This window comes from Achromobacter sp. KK8 (assembly GCF_054188005.1).
The window spans coordinates 3,441,895-3,457,917 of sequence record NZ_CM135178.1; the positions used below are offsets into that span (position 1 = coordinate 3,441,895).

Below are 16,023 nucleotides of genomic sequence, written 5' to 3' on the forward strand. Positions count from 1 at the left end.
GGGCGGGACGGCTCGCGTTGTGTGGCGTGTTGAACAAAAAAAGCCCCTCGGTGTTGCCGAGGGGCTTTTTGTTGGGCGGGAAGAATTACTTCTTCTTGGCCTCGTCCTTCAGTTGCGGCAGCGAGGTGCCGGAGGCGGAGAGCAGGCCGGTCTTCGTGTAGGTGAACAGCTTGGCGCGGGTGTCGACGATGTCGAGGTTGCGCATGGTCAGCTGGCCGATGCGGTCGGCGGGGGTGAAGGGGGCGTTCTCGACCTTTTCCATCGACAGGCGCTCGGGGGCGTAGGTCAGGTTGGGCGATTCGGTGTTCAGCAGCGAGTAGTCGTTGCCGCGGCGCAGTTCGATGGTGACTTCGCCGGTGATGGCGCGGGCGACCCAGCGCTGGGCGGTTTCGCGCAGCATGATGGCTTGCGGGTCGAACCAGCGGCCCTGGTACAGCAGGCGGCCGAGCTTGCGGCCGCTTTCGCGGTACTGCTCGATGGTGTCTTCGTTGTGGATGCCGGTGACCAGGCGCTCGTAGGCGATGAACAGCAGGGCCAGGCCCGGGGCTTCGTAGATACCGCGGCTCTTGGCTTCGATGATGCGGTTTTCGATCTGGTCGCTCATGCCCAGGCCGTGGCGGCCGCCGATGCGGTTGGCTTCGAGCATCAGTTCGACCGGGTCGCTGTATTCAACGCCGTTCAGGGCGACCGGCTGGCCTTCCTCGAAGCGGACGGTGACTTCCTCGGCCTTGACGGCGACGTCATCGCGCCAGAACGCCACGCCCATGATGGGCTTGACGATGCGGATGCCGGAGTTCAGGTGTTCCAGGTCCTTGGCTTCATGGGTGGCGCCGAGCAGGTTGGAGTCGGTGGAGTAGGCCTTTTCCGCCGACATCTTGTAGTCGAAGCCGGCCTGGCGCATGTACTCGGACATTTCCGAGCGGCCGCCGAGCTGGTCGATGAACTGCTGGTCGAGCCAGGGCTTGTAGATCTTCAGGTCCGGGTTGGTCAGCAGGCCGTAGCGGTAGAAGCGCTCGATGTCGTTGCCCTTGAAGGTGCTGCCGTCGCCCCAGATGTTGACGTCGTCTTCCTTCATGGCGGCCACCAGCATGGTGCCGGTGACGGCGCGGCCGATGGGCGTGGTGTTGAAGTAGGTGATGCCGGCGGTCGAGATGTGGAAGGCGCCGGCCTGCAGGGCGGCGATGCCTTCGGCCACGAGCTGCGCGCGGCAGTCGATCAGGCGGGCGTTCTCGGCGCCGTAGGCCATGGCCTTGCGCGGGATCTCGTCGTAGTCGGATTCGTCGGGCTGGCCCAGGTTCGCGGTGTAGGCGTAGGGGATGGCGCCGTTGTTGCGCATCCAGAGCAGCGCAGCGCTGGTGTCGAGGCCGCCGGAAAAGGCGATGCCGACCTTCTGGCCGGTGGGAAGGTTCGGGAGGATAGTGGTCATTGTTTGAGGTGAGACGCCAACGGGACTTTGACAGCAACGAGCCGCCAAACAAGAAATCTGCCCGCCATTTTAACGCGTTTGGGCGGTCCGGGCAGGGGGGCGGGCAGGGGGCCGGGCAGGGGGCCGGGCTGGGGTCAGGGCAGGGGCCGGGCAGGCGGGGCGGCCGGCTCGAACAGCGCCGCCAGGTTCAATTGGCGGATCAGGTCGCCGGTGGCGCTGGCCAGGCGGGTGGCGGGGCGGTGGCGGGCGCTGGCGAGCACCAGGTTGTTGGTGATGCGGGGCGCTTCGATCTCGCTGAGCGACAGCGCGTGCTCGGCCGCCGGGCCCCGCGCGGCCGACCGCGGCAGGATGGCGTAAGCGTCGCCCTGGGCGGCCAGTTCCACGATGGTCTGCACCGCGTCGACCTCGGCCGCGACCTGCAGCCGTACCCCCTGGGCGCGGCAGATGCTCTCGACCAGGGTGCGGATGGCGTTGGGCAGGCTCGGCAGGACCAGGGGATAAGCGCCGAGGCCGGCCACCGCGATGCGGGCGGGCAGCGGCGGCTGGTGGTCGGCGGCGGCCACCAGCACCAGATTCTCACGGAACAGCGATTCATAGCCCAGTTGCGGCGAAGGCGCGGGGTCGTACAGCAGCGCCAGGTCGACCCGTCCGGCCAGCAGCCATTCGCGCATCTGCGCGCTCAGTCCTTCGGCCACGGCGATCGATGCATCGGGAAAGCGGCGCCGGAACGCCTGCACCAGCGGCGGCGTCAGCACCCGCGCGATGCGGGGTGGCAGGCCGACCACCACCTTGCCCGTTGGGGTTTCGCGCAGGGTCTGCAGGTCCTGCTTGGCGCGGTCGGCCAGCGCCAGCAGGGCGCGGGCATGCTCCAGGAAACGCAATCCTGCCTCGGTCGGTTCGGCGCCGCGGCCGTTGCGGTAGAGCAGGTGCTGGCCCAGTTCGAGTTCCAGCAGGCGCACCTGGCGGCTTAGGGTGGGCTGAGCCACGTCGAGCAGTTCGGCCGCGCGCGAGAAACTGCGGCGTTCGGCGACGCGCACGAAATACTCGATTTGCTTGAGGTCCATGGTGGGGCCGGGAGGCGGGAAAGGGTGTGTGGATATTTGTATTTTCTATATCTGAAATCAAAGATATAGCATTGTTAAGCGGCTCGCAATCGATGAGCATGGCGTTTTGCCCGCAGGAACCCGCCCCGTGCCCGATTGTCGTCCCCCGCTAACCACGCCTTCCCGTCCCCGCCATGCGCTGCCGGCCGGGGCCTGCGATACGCATTGCCACGTCTTCGGCCCCGCCGATGTGTTTCCGTATGCCGAGGGGCGCTCTTACACCCCGCCCGACGCGCCCTACGCCAGGATGGCGGCCCTGCATGCGCACCTTGGCGTGCAGCGCGCCGTGGTGGTGCAGGCCAACTGCCATGGCAGCGACCACGCCGCGCTGCTGGACGCGCTGGCGCAGAGCCAGGGCCGCTACCGCGGCGTGGCGCTGCTGGGCGCGGACGCCACGCCGGCCAGCGTGCGCCGGTTGCACGAGGGCGGGGTGCGCGGCGCGCGCTTCAATTTCGTGCCGCACCTGGGCGGCGCGCCCGATCCGGCCGTGTTCGACCACGTCATCGGGCTGATCGCGCCGTTGGGCTGGCACGTCTGCCTGCACCTGGACGGCGCCATGCTGCCAGAGCTGCTGCCGCGCCTGCGGGCGCTGCCGGTGCCGTTCGTGATCGACCACATGGGCCGCGTCAAGGCCGCCGAAGGTTTGGGCGCGCCGGCGTTCCGCGCGCTGCTTGACCTGGCGCGCGAGCCGCGCGCCTGGGTCAAGGTGTCCGGGATCGACCGCATCGCCTCGGGCAAGCGCCCCTTTGCCGAAGGCATTCCGTTCGTGCGCGCCCTGGTGCAGGCGCTGCCGGAACGCACGTTGTGGGGCACGGATTGGCCGCATCCGAACGTGGCGGGCGATATGCCCGACGACGGCGAGCTGGCCGACGCTTTTTTCCTGGCCTGCCCGGACGCCGAGACGCGCCGGCAGGTCCTGGTGGACAACCCGGCGCGTCTCTACGGATTTCCGTAGCCGCGCCATCGCCTGCTACCAGGCGACAAGAAAACACGATATCCCGAGGAGACAATCCATGTTCAAGAAACTCGTATTCGCCGGCCTGCTGGGCCTGGCCAGCCTGGGCGCCACGGCGCACGCCGATGGCCCGGTGCGCCTGATCATCGCCTTCCCGCCCGGTGGCCCAGTGGACCTGGTGGGCCGCGTGCTGGCCGAACAACTGGGCAAGGAACTCAAGCAGTCCGTCATCGTCGAGAACAAGGCGGGCGCCAACGGCAACATCGCCGCGGCCTACGTGGCCAAGGCGCCGGCCGACGGTTCGGTGCTGTTCCTGACCAGCGTTGGCGCGGTCTCCATCAGCCCGGCCTTGTACAAGGACCTGCCGTATGACCCGGTGCGCGACTTTGCGCCGGTGTCGCGCGTGGTCAACAACGCCACCGTGTTCGTGGTGAATCCGGCCAATCCGGCGACCGACGCGGCGGATTTCGTCAAGCGTTCGCAGGCGGCTTCGCAATCGGTGGCCATCGGTTCGTCGGGCATCGGCAGCATTCCGCATCTGACGCTGGAAATGTTCGCCGACGCCAGCAAGGCCAAGGTGCTGCACGTGCCGTACAAGGGCGCGGCGCCCGTCATCAACGATGTGCTCGGCAACCAGGTGGCTGGCTTCTTCGGCGACGTGCCGGGCCTGATCGGCCACATCCAGGGCGGCAAGCTCAAGCCGCTGGGCATCGCCGCGCCGACGCGCCATCCGCTGCTGCCGGACGTCAAGACGCTGGCCGAGCAGGGCATCAGCGGCGTCGAGTCGAACAACTGGTACGGCATCGTTGCGCCCGCCGCCACGCCGCCGGCCACGGTCGAGAAACTGAACCAGGCCCTGCGCGCCGCGCTGGGCAATGAAGCGGTGCGCGCCAAGCTGGAGAAGTTCGGCGCCCAGGCCGCGCCCAGCTCGCCGCAGGAGCTGGCGGCGCTGATCGCCGCCGACCGCGAAAAGTGGGGTTCGCTGATCCAACGCAAGAACATTCGTCCGGAGTGAGCATGAGCGATTGCCGAGTCTCGCCGGTCGTGCCGGGCACGCGCCCGGCCCTGGCCGAAATGGAAGCGCGCATCGCGGCCGCGCGCGGCCGCATCTCGCCGCTGTACCAGGTGCTGCTGAACAGCCCCGCCGTGGTGCAGGGCTGGGAGGCGATGCTGACCGCGATCCGCCTGAACACCTCGCTGTCGCCACGGGTGCGCGAACTGATCATCCTGCGCGTGGCGACCCTGAACAACGCGCCGTACGAGTTCGACGCGCACGTGCCGCACGCGCTGGCGGCGGGCATGCCGCAGGCGGTGGTCGACCAGTTGCGCGGCGGCCCGCAAGCGGACGCGGTGCAGGGGCTGGAGGCGGGCGAGGCCGACGTGCTGGCCCTGACCGATGCCATGACCCGCGACATCGAGGTGCCGGACGCGCTGTTCGCGCCGCTGCGTTCGCGCTACAACGACCAGGAACTGGTCGAACTGGCCGCGACGGTAGCCGCTTACAACATGGTGTCGCGCTTCCTGGTGGCGCTGCGCGTCGGGCACTGAAAGGAGCTTTGCATGGACAAGACGGTATTGCTGGTGTCGCTGGGCGAGCGTTTCGACGCGACGCGCGCGGCCGATATGGCGCAACGCCTGACCGAAGGGCTGGACGGTGTGCGGCTGCGCGCCTTCGCCGCGATCGAGGAGGACGAGACCTACGTATATGTCGACGGCGATGCCGGTGGCCAGCCGGAAGTGCAGGCGCGCCTGGCCGAACTGTTCCCCGGGGCGCAGGCGCGCGTGCTGCACCTGACCCTGGACCTGGCCGGCGCTTCGGCCGGCTTGGATGCGCCCTGGCACTACATCGTCGAGACCGACGTGCTGCCCGAGGCCGAGGCGGACCTGAATGCCTGGTACGACCAGGAGCACCTGCCGGGCCTGGCCGCGGTGCCCGGCACCGTGCGCGCGCAGCGCTATGAATGCCGCGACCAGGGGCCGCGCTACCTGGCCTGCTATGACCTGGCAACGCGCGAGACCTTCGGCAGCCCGCCGTGGCTGGCGGTGCGCGCCACTGACTGGAGCAGCCGGGTGCGGCCGTCGTTTCGCAACACGCGCCGCACCATGTTCCAGAAGATTCTTTGACACAGAAGAACGAGGAGACAACGATGGGCAAGCGATGGGCGAGGGCTGTGCTGTGGGGCGCGCTGAGCGCGGCCGGGGTGTCGCTGGCCGCGCAGGCCGCGCCGACGCCTGCCGCGGCGGCGCCTGCGGACAAGGTCGAGCGCGTGACGGTGCTGCCGGGCAACGGCGCCCGTATCGAGGTGCTGGTGCAGGGCCAGGGCCCGGCCCTGGTGCTGCTGCCATCGCGCGGCCGCGGCCAGGAGGATTTCGACGACCTCGCGGCGCGGCTGGCGCAGGCTGGCTACCGCGTGCTGCGGCCCGAGCCGCGCGGCATCGGCGGCAGCAGCGGGCCGATGAAGGACATCACGCTGCATGACTTCGGCAACGACATGGCGGCGGTGATCCGCGACGTGGCCAGGCAGCCGGTGGTGATGATCGGGCACGCCTTCGGCAACTGGGTGGCGCGCACCACGGGCGTGGACCATCCCGACCTGGTGCGCGGCGTGGTGATCGTGGCGGCCGCGGCCAAGAAGTATCCCGCCGGCCTGAGCGAGCACGTCGACCGCAGCGCCGACCTGTCGCTGCCCGACGCCGAGCGCCTCAAGTCCATCCAGTACGCGTTCTTCGCGCCGGGCCATGACGCCAGCGTCTGGCTCAACGGCTGGTACCCCGAGGTCAGCGAAAGCCAGCGCCTGGCCGGCAAGGCCACGCGCCAGTCGGACTGGTGGTCGGGCGGCAGCAAGCCGCTGCTCGATCTGCAGGCGGGCGCCGACCTGTTCAAGCCGGAATCGACCCGCAACGAGATCCGCGACGAATTCGGCGAGCGCGTGTCGGTGGTGGTGATCCCGGGCGCCGGCCACGCGCTGGTGCCGGAAGCGCCGCAGGCGGTGGTCGACGCCATCGTGCGCTGGGAAAAGTCGCTCAAACCCTGAATGCCGCGCCTGGCGCGGATAAAAAAAGCAGCCCCACGGGGCTGCTTTTTTCATGGGCGAGCTGCTTACTTCAACTGGCCCAGCAGCAGGAACTCCATCAGCGCCTTCTGCACGTGCAGGCGGTTCTCGGCCTCGTCCCAGACCACGCTCTGCGGGCCGTCGATGACTTCGCCGGTGACTTCCTCGCCGCGATGGGCGGGCAGGCAGTGCATGAACACGGCCTGGGGATCGGCGGCGGCCATCATCTCGGCGTCCACGCACCAGTCGGCGAAGGCGGCGCGGCGCTCTTCGTTCTCGGCCTCGTAGCCCATGCTGGTCCAGACGTCGGTGGTGACCAGGTGCGCGCCCTGGCAGGCCTGCATCGGGTCCTTGAACTGGCGCAGCACCTTGTCGGACGGCGAGCCGATGCGGGCGGCTTCGAGCTCGTAGCCGGCCGGGGTCGACACGTGCAGCGTGAAGCCCAGCATCTCGGCGGCCTGCAGCCAGGTGTAGGCCATGTTGTTGGCGTCGCCGACCCAGGCGACCGTCTTGCCGGCGATGGGGCCGCGGTGCTCGATGTAGGTGAAGATGTCCGCCAGGATCTGGCAGGGGTGGAATTCGTTGGTCAGGCCGTTGATCACGGGCACGCGCGAGTGCGAGGCGAAGCGCTCGATGCGGGTCTGCTCGAACGTGCGGATCATGACGATGTCGACCATGCGCGAGATGACGCGCGCGGTGTCCTCGATGGGCTCGGAGCGGCCCAGTTGGGAATCATTGGAGGTCAGGTTGATGACCGAGCCGCCCATCTGGTACATGCCGGCCTCGAACGAGACGCGGGTACGGGTGCTGGCTTTTTCGAACACCATCGCCAGCGTGCGGTCGTGCAGCGGCATGTGGGGTTCGTAGCGCTTGAATTTTTCCTTGATCAGCCGCGCGCGGTCCAGCACGTAGGCGATCTCGGCGGACGAGAAGTCCTTGAACTGCAGAAAGTGCCGCAAGGGGCCGTTTTGAGTCGTGGGAGGAGTCATGGTGATGTCGCAGGTCATTGGGCCCGGACGGGCTCGTGGCCCGGGCGGGAGGTTGATTATGGATGTTCGGCCTGGAACTGTCGAATCAGCGGCGCCAGGATGCCGACGATCTGGTCGGCTTCGGCGCGCGACAGGACCAGCGGCGGCAGCAGGCGGATGACGCGGTCGCGGGTGACGTTGATCAAAAGGCCCGCTTCCAGGGCGCGCAACGCCAGCACGCCGCAGGGACGGGTCAGTTCGATGCCCAGCATCAGGCCGCGGCCGCGCACCTCGACCACGCCGGGCACGCCGGCCAGTTCGGCGGCCAGCCGCGCCTGCAGGTGTCCGCCCACGTCGTGGGCATTGGCCAGCAGGTTTTCCGATTCCAGCGCGTCCAGCACCGCCAGGCCGGCCGCGCAGACCAGCGGGCCGCCGCCGAAGGTGGTGCCATGGCTGCCGGGGGTGAAGACGCCCGCCGCAGGGCCGGCGGCCAGCATCGCGCCGATCGGCACGCCGCCGGCCAGGCCCTTGGCCAGGGTCATCACGTCCGGCACGATGTCGGCCCACTGGTGGGCGAACCACTTGCCGGTGCGGCCGATGCCCGACTGGACCTCGTCGATCATCAGCAGCCAGCCGCGCTCGGTGCACAGTTGTCGTACCTCTTGGAGGAAGGCGGCATCGGAGGGACGGATGCCGCCTTCGCCCTGCAGGGCTTCGAGCAGCACGGCGGCCACGCGCGGCTCGGCGTCGCCGGCGGCGCGGATCGCGGCGGCATCGTTGTACGGCACCTGGATGAAGCCCGAGGGCAGGGGCTCGAAGCCCTTGCGCGCCTTGTCGCTGCCGGTGGCGGCCAGCGTGGCCAGGGTGCGTCCGTGCCAGGACGAGTCCATGGTGACGATGTGGGCGTGGCTGTTGCCGTGCCGGTAGGCGTAGTAGCGCGCCAGCTTGATGGCGGCTTCGTTGGCCTCGGAGCCGCTGTTGTTGAAGACCACGTCGCGCATGCCGGACAGCCGCGCCAGGCGCGCGGCCAGCTCGGTCTGCTGCGGGATTTCGTAGATATTGGAGGTGTGGATGACGCGCGCGGCCTGCTCGCTGATGGCCGCGACCAGTCGGGGATGGGCATGGCCCAGACAGGAGACGCCGATGCCCGCCAGCGCGTCCAGGTACTTGCGGCCCTGCGCGTCCCACAGCCAGACACCCTGGCCGTGGGTGAACGATACCGGCAGCCGGGCATAGATGTTGGCCAGAGGCGAGGTCATGACGGGTCCTCCTGGGCTTTTCCCCTGGGCGGATCGCCTTTCGGGACAGGGCAAAGGATCAATCATATACAATTCGCGGCGCGGGGCGCAGTTTGATCACGCCGACGATCCGGCTTCGTGAAGGGCGTTCCGTAGTGAAGAATCCATGGCAACTCGCGTCAGACAATTCGTAATTCATGGCGTTACCGAAAGCGGTAGCCGCTTTCGCCCCAGCGATTGGGCGGAACGGCTCGCCGGCGTAATGGCACAGTTCCGGCCCGCCGGCTGTGCCGGTAACCACCTCACCTACTCGCCCTACGTGCTGCCCGTCGTCATCGACGGCGTGCGTGGCATCGTGGTCGACCAGCGCTTGCGCGACCTCGAACCGCTGGCGTACAAGTTCGTGGTGGATTTCGCCCGCGACAACCACCTCAAGACGGAAGAACGCGAAATCTAGGCTTGCCGAAACCACAAAGCGCCCGAATCGGGCGCTTTGTCTTTCAGGCTTGCTACAGGCCGGGCCCCTCTCGCCGGGGCGGGGTGGCGCGCGGCCGCCCGCGTGGCGGCCGGCCGCGTTGCTACTTGGCGTAGACCAGGTCGCGCAGTCCCAACGACAACCCCGGCCAATATGTAATCACCATCAGGCAGACAATCACCACTCCCACGAACGGAATCAACGGCTTGATCAACCGCTCCAGCGGCAATTTGGCCACTGCGCACGCCGCGAACAGATTCACCCCGAATGGCGGCGTGATCATGCCCAGGGCCAGGTTGACCACCATGATGATGCCGAAGTGCACCGGGTCCAATCCGAACTTCAGCGCCACCGGCAGCAGCAGCGGGGCCAGCACCACGATCGAGGCCGAGGTCTCGATGAACATGCCGATCACGAACAGCGCCAGGTTCACGCCCATCAGGAACGAGAACTGGGTGTCGAACAGCTGCGCCAGCCACACGCCCAGCGCATCGGGGATGCCGGCGCGGTTCAGCAGGAAGCTGAAGACGCCGGCATTGGCGATCACGAACATGATCACGGCGGTGGACACCACCGACTTATGCAGCGTGTCCGACAGCTGTTTGAAGCTCAGGCGGCGGTAGACGAACTTGCCCACCACCACCGCGTACATCACCGCTACCACCGAGGCCTCGGTCGGGGTGAAGACGCCGCCGTAGATGCCGCCCAGGATGATGACCGGCATCATCAGCGCCAGCCAGGCGCGTTTGAAGGCCGGCCACAGCGGCAGGCGGCCTTCGCCGTCGCGCTTGCCCAGGTTGTTGCGCTTGGCGTAGAGCCACACGTAGAACATCAGCGCCACGCCGATCAGGATGCCGGGCATGACGCCGGCGATGAACAGTTCGCCGGTGGAGGTGTCGGTGGACACCGCGAACAGGATCATCGGAATCGACGGCGGGATGATCACCCCCAGCTCGGCCGCGCTGGCCTGCAATGACGCGGCGAAGGGGGCGGGATAGCCGTGGCGGATCATGGCCGGGATCAGGATGGCGCCCACCGCGAAGGTGGTGGCGACGCTGGAGCCGGCCACGGCGGCGAAGATCATGCAGGTCAGCACGCAGGTGCAGGCCAGGCCGCCCTGGATGCCGCCGACCACGCTCTTGGCGAACTCCACCATGCGTTCGGAGATGCCGCCGGCTTCCATCAGGTTGCCCGCCAGGATGAAGAACGGGATCGCGACCAGCGGGTACTTGTCCAGCGCGGCATAGAGCTGCTGGGCCACCACCAGCCAGGGCAGGTTGGCGGCGCCGACCCCCGCCAGGCTGGCCAGCCCGATCGACACGGCGACCGGCACGGACAGCCCGAAGAAAATCAGCATCGAGACAATCATTAATTGGGACATGGCGATATCGGCTGCTTGGATTCGGGACGGGACTCAGCCCTGCGCGTCGTTGCGCACGGGGACGTCTTCTTCTTCGCCGGCGCACCAGCGCGCCAGCACGGCGACGGCGGCGAGCGTCGCGCCCACCGGGATCGCCAGGTAGATCCAGGAGATCGAGATGTCCAGGCTGGGCACGTTCTGGAAACGCACGCGGTAGGTCATCTGGCCGCCGATCCAGGCGATGAAGCCGAGAAAACCGGCGCAGATCAGGCCGATGACGGCCTCCAGCACGCGGCGGCGCATGCCGCCCAGCAGGTTGCGCAGCAGTTCGACGCTGATCATGGCGCCGTGGCGAAAGGCCAGGGCCACGCCCAGCAGCACGGTCCAGATCAGCAGGGCGCGGGTCAGCACCTCGCTCCAGTCGGCGGGCGAATGCAGCACGAAGCGGGCGATGACCTGGTAGAAAGCGGCGGCCGCGGCGGCCACCAGCAGGAGTTGGGCGATGACCGACACCAGCTTGAACAGGATGCGGTCGAAGGCGCAGAGCAGACGCATGGGGGTTTCCAGGACGGATGGCGGAGCGCGCGGAGGGCGGAGCGGCAGGCGCCGCCGGGGACGAAATTCGCTTCCGTCATCCCGGCGCCTCGCGCCGCGCCGGCCTTGCGCTTACTTGGTGTCGCGGATCGACTCGATCAGCTTCTTGTCGAACTTCTTGTAGTACTCGGGATAGGCCGGCTCGACGGCGGCGGCGAAGGCGGCGCGGTCGACTTCGGACACCTGCATGCCTTCCTTCTTGAGCTGCTCGACGCCGGTCTTCTCGATGTTGTCGACATAGGCGCGCATGGCCTGGGCCGATTCCTTGCCGGCCTTGTCGAACTTGGCCTTGTCGTCGGCCGACAGGCCGTCATAGACGTTGGCCGACATCAGCACCAGCGCCGGGCCGTAGACGTGGCCGGTCAGCGACAGGTATTTCTGCATTTGCGACAGCTTGGCCGAGGTGATCACCGACAGCGGGTTTTCCTGGCCGTCGATGGTGCCCTGCTGCAGGGCGGTGGCCACTTCCGGCCAGGCCATCGGCGTCGGCAGGATGCCGATCTGGCGGAAGGCGGTGATGTGGATCGGGTTTTCCGTGGTGCGGATCTTCAGGCCCTTGGCGTCGGCCGGCGTCTTGACCGGGCGCACGTTGTTGGTCAGGTGGCGAAAGCCCTGCTCGCCCCAGGCCAGCGCGACGATGCCGCGGCTGGGGAACTTTGCCAGCATATCCTGTCCGATCTTGCTGTCGAGCACGTTGCGCGCGTGTTGCAGGTCGCGCAGCAGGAAGGGGATGTCGAAGACGCCGGTCTCGGGCACGAAGTTCAGGGTGGCGCCGGTCGAGACGATGGCCAGGTCGATGGTGCCGATCTGCAGGCCTTCGATCACTTCGCGTTCGCCGCCCAGCGCGCTGTTGGCGAATTGCTGTACCTTGTACTTGCCGTTGCTGGACGCCTCGATCGACTTGGCCAGGGCGTCGGCGCCGGCGCCGTAGTGCGACGACGTCGACAGGGCATAGGCCATCTTCAGGGGAGCCTGGGCCGAGGCGGCCAGGGGCGCGGCGACCGCGCAGGCAGCCAGGATCGTGGCCGCGAGCCAGGATTTACGCATTGTCTTCTCCAGGGATATCAGTATTTTTTGCAGTGGGTTTTGCAGTCGGTATGCGGCGCCGCAAGGCGCTTCGCGCATGATAGCGGGATTCGGCCCCCATTCCGGCCGTTGGTTAACATTGGCAGATGATGGATTTCCCTGATGTCTCACGGGCCAGGCGCCCCGGCTTTTGGACCACCCTGGCGCTGGGCGCCCGCATGATGATGCGCGACGCCCGCGCCGGCGAGCTGCGCCTGCTGGTGCTGGCCCTGGTGGTGGCGGTGGCTGCCGTCACCAGCGTCGGCTTCCTGGCCGACCGGGTCGGCCGGGCGCTGGAACGCGACGCCGGCCAGATGCTGGGCGCCGACCTGGTGCTGGACGCGGACGAACCGGTGCCGGCGGCCTTCCTCGATCAGGCCCGCGAGCGCGGCCTGTCCGTCTCCAGTACCTGGCAGTTCCCGTCCATGGTCAGCGCCGGCGACGGCGCCCAATTGGCGGCCCTGAAGGCGGTCGAGCCCGGCTACCCGCTGCGCGGCGCCCTGCGGGTGACGGACGCGCCGTTCAACCCCGACGGCCCCACCCGCGACATCCCGCCCGAGGGCGCGGTCTGGGTGGACGGCCAACTGCTGTCGCTGCTGGGCCTGAAGGTCGGCGACACCCTGAACGTGGGCGACGCCCACCTGCGCATCGACCGGGTCATCACCTACGAACCGGACCGCGGCATGCAGTTCGTCAACGTCGCGCCGCGGGTGATGCTGCGCGCCAGCGATCTGCCGGCCACCGGGCTGATCGCGCCTGGCAGCCGCATCGGCTATGCCCTGCTGGTGGCCGGCGAACCGGATGCGGTGGCCGGCTACTCCGCCTGGCTGGGCCAGAACCTCAAGCGCGGCCAGAAGGTCGCCACGCTGGAATCGGGCCGGCCCGAGGTGCGCCGCACCCTCGACCGGGCGCAGCGCTTCCTGTCGCTGGTGGCGCTGCTGGCGGTGCTGATTTCCGCCGTGGCAGTGGCGCTGGCGGCCGGCCGTTACATGACCCGGCACCGCGACGGCATTGCCGTGATGCGCTGCCTGGGGGCGGTGCAGTCGCAGATCGCCCGCATGCTGACCCTGGAATTCGCGCTGGTCGGCCTGTTCGCCTCGGCCGCCGGCTGCCTGCTGGGCTACGCGGTGCACCAGGTGCTGGTGATGGTGCTGGGTTCGCTGATCGACACGGCCTTGCCGGCGCCCTCGGCCATTCCGGCCCTGCAGGGGCTGCTGACCGGCCTTTTGCTGTTGCTGGGTTTCGCCCTGCCGGCCCTGGCGCAGTTGCGCCAGGTGCCGCCGGCGCGGGTGCTGCGGCGCGACGCCGACGTCATCAGCGCCCGCGGCGCGCTCGGCTACGGCGTCGGCGCCGTCGGATTCGCCCTGCTGATCTGGTGGTTCGCCGGCGACGCGAAGCTGGGCGGCGTGGTGGCGGGCGGGTTCCTGGGGGCCTTTGCGCTGTTCGCGCTGGTGGCCTGGCTCTGCATCCTGGGTCTGGCGCGCCTGCGCGGCCTGGCCGCAGGCCTGCCGGCGCTGCGTTTCGCGCTGGCCGGGGTGGTGCGCCGGCGCGCCGCCACCATCACCCAGGTGTGCGCGCTGGCGGTGGGCCTGATGGCCCTGCTGCTGCTGGCCATGACCCGCACCGACCTGATCCAGGGCTGGCAGCGCACGCTGCCGCCGGACGCGCCCAACCGTTTCCTCATCAATGTGCAGCCCGACCAGCGCCAGGCCGTGACCGACGCGCTGACCCGCGAGGGGCTGGGCCGGATCGTGCTGTCGCCGATGGTGCGCGGCCGCCTGATCGCCGTCAACGGCAAGCCGGTGGGGCCGGACGACTACGAGGAGCCGCGCGCAAAGCGCCTGGTGGACCGCGAGTTCAACCTGTCCTATGGCGAGCAGATGCCGTCGTCCAACCGCATCGAGCAGGGCCGCTGGCTCGAGCCGGGCTCGGCCGAGGTGTCGCTAGAGTCGGGCCTGGCCAAGACGCTGGGCATCAAGCTGGGCGACAGGATGACCTTCGACGTGGCCGGCCAGCAGTTCGAGGTGGCTGTCTCCAGCACCCGGCGGGTGGATTGGGATACGATGCGCGTCAATTTTTTCGCCATCCTGACGCCCGAAACCCTGGCCGACATGCCGCAAAGCTGGATCACGTCCTTCTACCTGCCGCCGGAAAAGGCCCAGGTGCTGCCCGCGCTGGTGCGGCAGTTCCCGAACCTGACGGTGTTCGACGTGGGCGCCATCCTGCAACAGTTGCAGTCGGTGCTCAACGAGGTCGGCCGCGCGGTGCAGCTGCTGTTCCTGTTCACCCTGGCGGCCGGCGTGCTGGTGCTGTCGGCCGCCCTGACCGCCACCCGCGACGAGCGCATGCGCGAAGCCGCGGTGTTGCGCGCGCTGGGCGCCACCCGGCGCCAGTTGGCGCGCTCGCAGCGCATCGAGCTGTGGGCGGTGGGCGGCCTGGCCGGCCTGCTGGCCGCGGCCGGCGCCAGCGCGATCGCTTGGGCTTTATCAACCCAGGTGTTCGATTTCACGATTACCCTCAGCCTCTGGCCCTGGCTGGTGGGGGTCTGCGCGGGTATGCTCGGCGCCTGGGCCGGTGGCGCGCTGGCGTTGCGCGGCGTGCTGCGCACCCCGCCGCTGGTCACCCTGAGAGAAACCTGATGACGTCCTCCGTCCAAACCCCTACCGAACCCGTGGAAACTTCCTCCAGCATTTTCGATCTCCTGGGCGGCGAACGCGGCGTGCGCGCCCTGGTCGACCGCTTCTACGACCTGATGGACATGGAGTCCGACCTGAAGGAACTGCGCGCCGCGCACGGCCCCAGCCTGGACCAGGCTCGCGACAAGCTGTTCTGGTTCCTGTGCGGCTACTTCGGCGGCCCCAATCACTATATAGAGCGCTTCGGCCATCCGCGCCTGCGGGCGCGGCACCTGCCGTTCTCGATCGGCCAGGTCGAGCGCGACCAATGGGTGGCCTGCATGGGCCGCGCCATGGAAGACGAGGGCGTCGAACCCGCCCTGGTCGAGCGCCTGCTGCAATCGTTCTTCGGCGTGGCCGACTGGATGCGCAACCGTGAAGGCTGATCGGGACCCTTGCGGCGCCCGGCGCCATGCCTGGCCGGCGCCGCTGGCCGGCGCCATGCTGGCCGACCCGCGTCTGGGCGATGCCGGTCCCGAGCTGTTCAACCCGGCGCACTATGGCGACCGGGCCCGGCCGGTGGATGCTGGCGGCCGCCAGGCGGCCTGGTTCGTGCAGGGCCAGGGCTGGCAGGGCGTGCTGCGACGTTATCGGCGCGGCGGCCTGATCGCCAAGCTCAGCCGCGACACCTACCTGTGGGCGGGCCAGGCGCGTACCCGCAGCTTCCGCGAATTCCGCCTGCTCGCCGCCATGCGCGCCCAGGGCCTGCCGGTGCCGGCGCCGCTGGCCGCGGCTTACTGGCGCCAGGGGCCGACCTACCGCGCCGCCATCGTGGTCGAGCGCATCCCGGGCGTGCGGCCGCTGGCCCAGGCGCTGGCCGAGCCGTTGTGGCAGCCGGTGGCCGAGGCCATCGTGCGCATGCACCGGGCCGGCGTCTGGCACGCCGACCTCAACGCCTTCAACATCCTGATCGGGTCCGACGGCCGGGTCTGGTTGATCGATTTCGACCGCGGCACCGACGGCGGCCTTTCCGACCGCCAGCGCCAGGGCAACCTGGAACGCCTGCGCCGGTCGCTGGTCAAGGTGGCGGGGGACGAGGGCGAGCGTTTCTGGCTCAAATTGCGCGACAGCTACTGGACCGCCTGGGGGATCGGCGTACAGCCCTGAGACG

The 16,023-nt window shown here is 68.8% G+C and carries 16 protein-coding genes; 9 read left to right on the forward strand and 7 right to left on the reverse strand.

Annotated elements, in window-relative coordinates:
* Positions 1-85: 85 nt before the first annotated feature.
* Together argG and ACVN9Z_RS15910 are read right to left on the reverse strand one after the other, a co-directional pair.
* On the reverse strand, positions 86-1,426 hold the full coding sequence (gene argG, locus ACVN9Z_RS15905; RefSeq protein ID WP_238878703.1) for an argininosuccinate synthase: 1,341 nt from the start codon (positions 1,424-1,426) through the stop codon (positions 86-88).
* A gap of 134 nt (positions 1,427-1,560) precedes the next feature.
* Complete coding sequence (locus ACVN9Z_RS15910; protein WP_020924428.1) at positions 1,561-2,490, reverse strand: LysR substrate-binding domain-containing protein; 930 nt, start codon at positions 2,488-2,490, stop codon at positions 1,561-1,563.
* Positions 2,491-2,617: 127 nt separating this feature from the next.
* Between ACVN9Z_RS15910 and ACVN9Z_RS15915 the strand changes: the two genes are divergently transcribed.
* Genes ACVN9Z_RS15915 through ACVN9Z_RS15935 form a run of 5 tightly spaced genes read left to right on the forward strand, consistent with a single transcriptional unit; the run spans position 2,618 to position 6,519 of the window.
* Entirely contained in the window at positions 2,618-3,484 is an 867-nt protein-coding gene (locus ACVN9Z_RS15915) for an amidohydrolase family protein (protein WP_006388519.1), read from the forward strand.
* A gap of 58 nt (positions 3,485-3,542) precedes the next feature.
* Positions 3,543-4,499: a Bug family tripartite tricarboxylate transporter substrate binding protein gene (locus tag ACVN9Z_RS15920; protein WP_020924426.1), complete on the forward strand. Its 957-nt coding sequence runs from the start codon at positions 3,543-3,545 to the stop codon at positions 4,497-4,499.
* A gap of 2 nt (positions 4,500-4,501) precedes the next feature.
* On the forward strand, positions 4,502-5,032 hold the full coding sequence (locus ACVN9Z_RS15925; RefSeq protein WP_020924425.1) for a carboxymuconolactone decarboxylase family protein: 531 nt from the start codon (positions 4,502-4,504) through the stop codon (positions 5,030-5,032).
* Positions 5,033-5,044: 12 nt separating this feature from the next.
* Positions 5,045-5,608, forward strand: a complete 564-nt coding sequence (locus ACVN9Z_RS15930; protein WP_458212387.1) for a hypothetical protein — start codon at positions 5,045-5,047, stop codon at positions 5,606-5,608.
* Positions 5,609-5,631: 23 nt separating this feature from the next.
* Positions 5,632-6,519 (forward strand): alpha/beta fold hydrolase, encoded by an 888-nt coding sequence (locus tag ACVN9Z_RS15935; protein ID WP_238879413.1) that lies wholly within the window; start codon positions 5,632-5,634, stop codon positions 6,517-6,519.
* A 65-nt stretch (positions 6,520-6,584) separates the two neighbouring features.
* On the opposite strand, the gene argF is transcribed toward ACVN9Z_RS15935, so the two are convergent.
* Both argF and ACVN9Z_RS15945 read right to left on the reverse strand, forming a co-directional pair.
* Positions 6,585-7,526 (reverse strand): ornithine carbamoyltransferase, encoded by a 942-nt coding sequence (argF, locus tag ACVN9Z_RS15940; RefSeq protein ID WP_026382721.1) that lies wholly within the window; start codon positions 7,524-7,526, stop codon positions 6,585-6,587.
* Positions 7,527-7,582: 56 nt separating this feature from the next.
* Complete coding sequence (locus tag ACVN9Z_RS15945) at positions 7,583-8,764, reverse strand: acetylornithine transaminase (protein WP_458212388.1); 1,182 nt, start codon at positions 8,762-8,764, stop codon at positions 7,583-7,585.
* A gap of 145 nt (positions 8,765-8,909) precedes the next feature.
* On the opposite strand from ACVN9Z_RS15945, the gene ACVN9Z_RS15950 reads away from it, so the two are divergent.
* Positions 8,910-9,200 (forward strand): DUF3579 domain-containing protein, encoded by a 291-nt coding sequence (locus ACVN9Z_RS15950; protein WP_006388526.1) that lies wholly within the window; start codon positions 8,910-8,912, stop codon positions 9,198-9,200.
* 121 nt (positions 9,201-9,321) lie between these two features.
* On the opposite strand, the gene ACVN9Z_RS15955 is transcribed toward ACVN9Z_RS15950, so the two are convergent.
* The 3 genes from ACVN9Z_RS15955 to ACVN9Z_RS15965 form a co-directional block, all read right to left on the reverse strand.
* Positions 9,322-10,599 (reverse strand): TRAP transporter large permease, encoded by a 1,278-nt coding sequence (locus ACVN9Z_RS15955; protein ID WP_020924420.1) that lies wholly within the window; start codon positions 10,597-10,599, stop codon positions 9,322-9,324.
* A gap of 33 nt (positions 10,600-10,632) precedes the next feature.
* The gene (locus ACVN9Z_RS15960; protein ID WP_054448388.1) at positions 10,633-11,133 is read right to left on the reverse strand and encodes a TRAP transporter small permease; all 501 of its coding nucleotides are present in this window, start codon (positions 11,131-11,133) and stop codon (positions 10,633-10,635) included.
* A gap of 111 nt (positions 11,134-11,244) precedes the next feature.
* Positions 11,245-12,219 carry a TRAP transporter substrate-binding protein gene (locus ACVN9Z_RS15965; protein WP_006388529.1) on the reverse strand — a complete coding sequence of 325 codons (975 nt, stop codon included), beginning with the start codon at positions 12,217-12,219 and terminating at the stop codon, positions 11,245-11,247.
* Positions 12,220-12,344: 125 nt separating this feature from the next.
* Here ACVN9Z_RS15965 and ACVN9Z_RS15970 point away from each other — a divergent pair, with 125 nt between their 5' ends.
* Genes ACVN9Z_RS15970 through ACVN9Z_RS15980 form a run of 3 tightly spaced genes read left to right on the forward strand, consistent with a single transcriptional unit; the run spans position 12,345 to position 16,019 of the window.
* Positions 12,345-14,876: an ABC transporter permease gene (locus tag ACVN9Z_RS15970; RefSeq protein WP_458212389.1), complete on the forward strand. Its 2,532-nt coding sequence runs from the start codon at positions 12,345-12,347 to the stop codon at positions 14,874-14,876.
* Positions 14,876-15,298 (forward strand): group II truncated hemoglobin, encoded by a 423-nt coding sequence (locus ACVN9Z_RS15975; RefSeq protein ID WP_082392015.1) that lies wholly within the window; start codon positions 14,876-14,878, stop codon positions 15,296-15,298. Before ACVN9Z_RS15970 ends, ACVN9Z_RS15975 begins: the two co-directional genes overlap by 1 nt.
* Entirely contained in the window at positions 15,288-16,019 is a 732-nt protein-coding gene (locus ACVN9Z_RS15980; protein WP_038503137.1) for a 3-deoxy-D-manno-octulosonic acid kinase, read from the forward strand. Before ACVN9Z_RS15975 ends, ACVN9Z_RS15980 begins: the two co-directional genes overlap by 11 nt.
* The last annotated feature ends 4 nt before the right edge of the window (positions 16,020-16,023 follow it).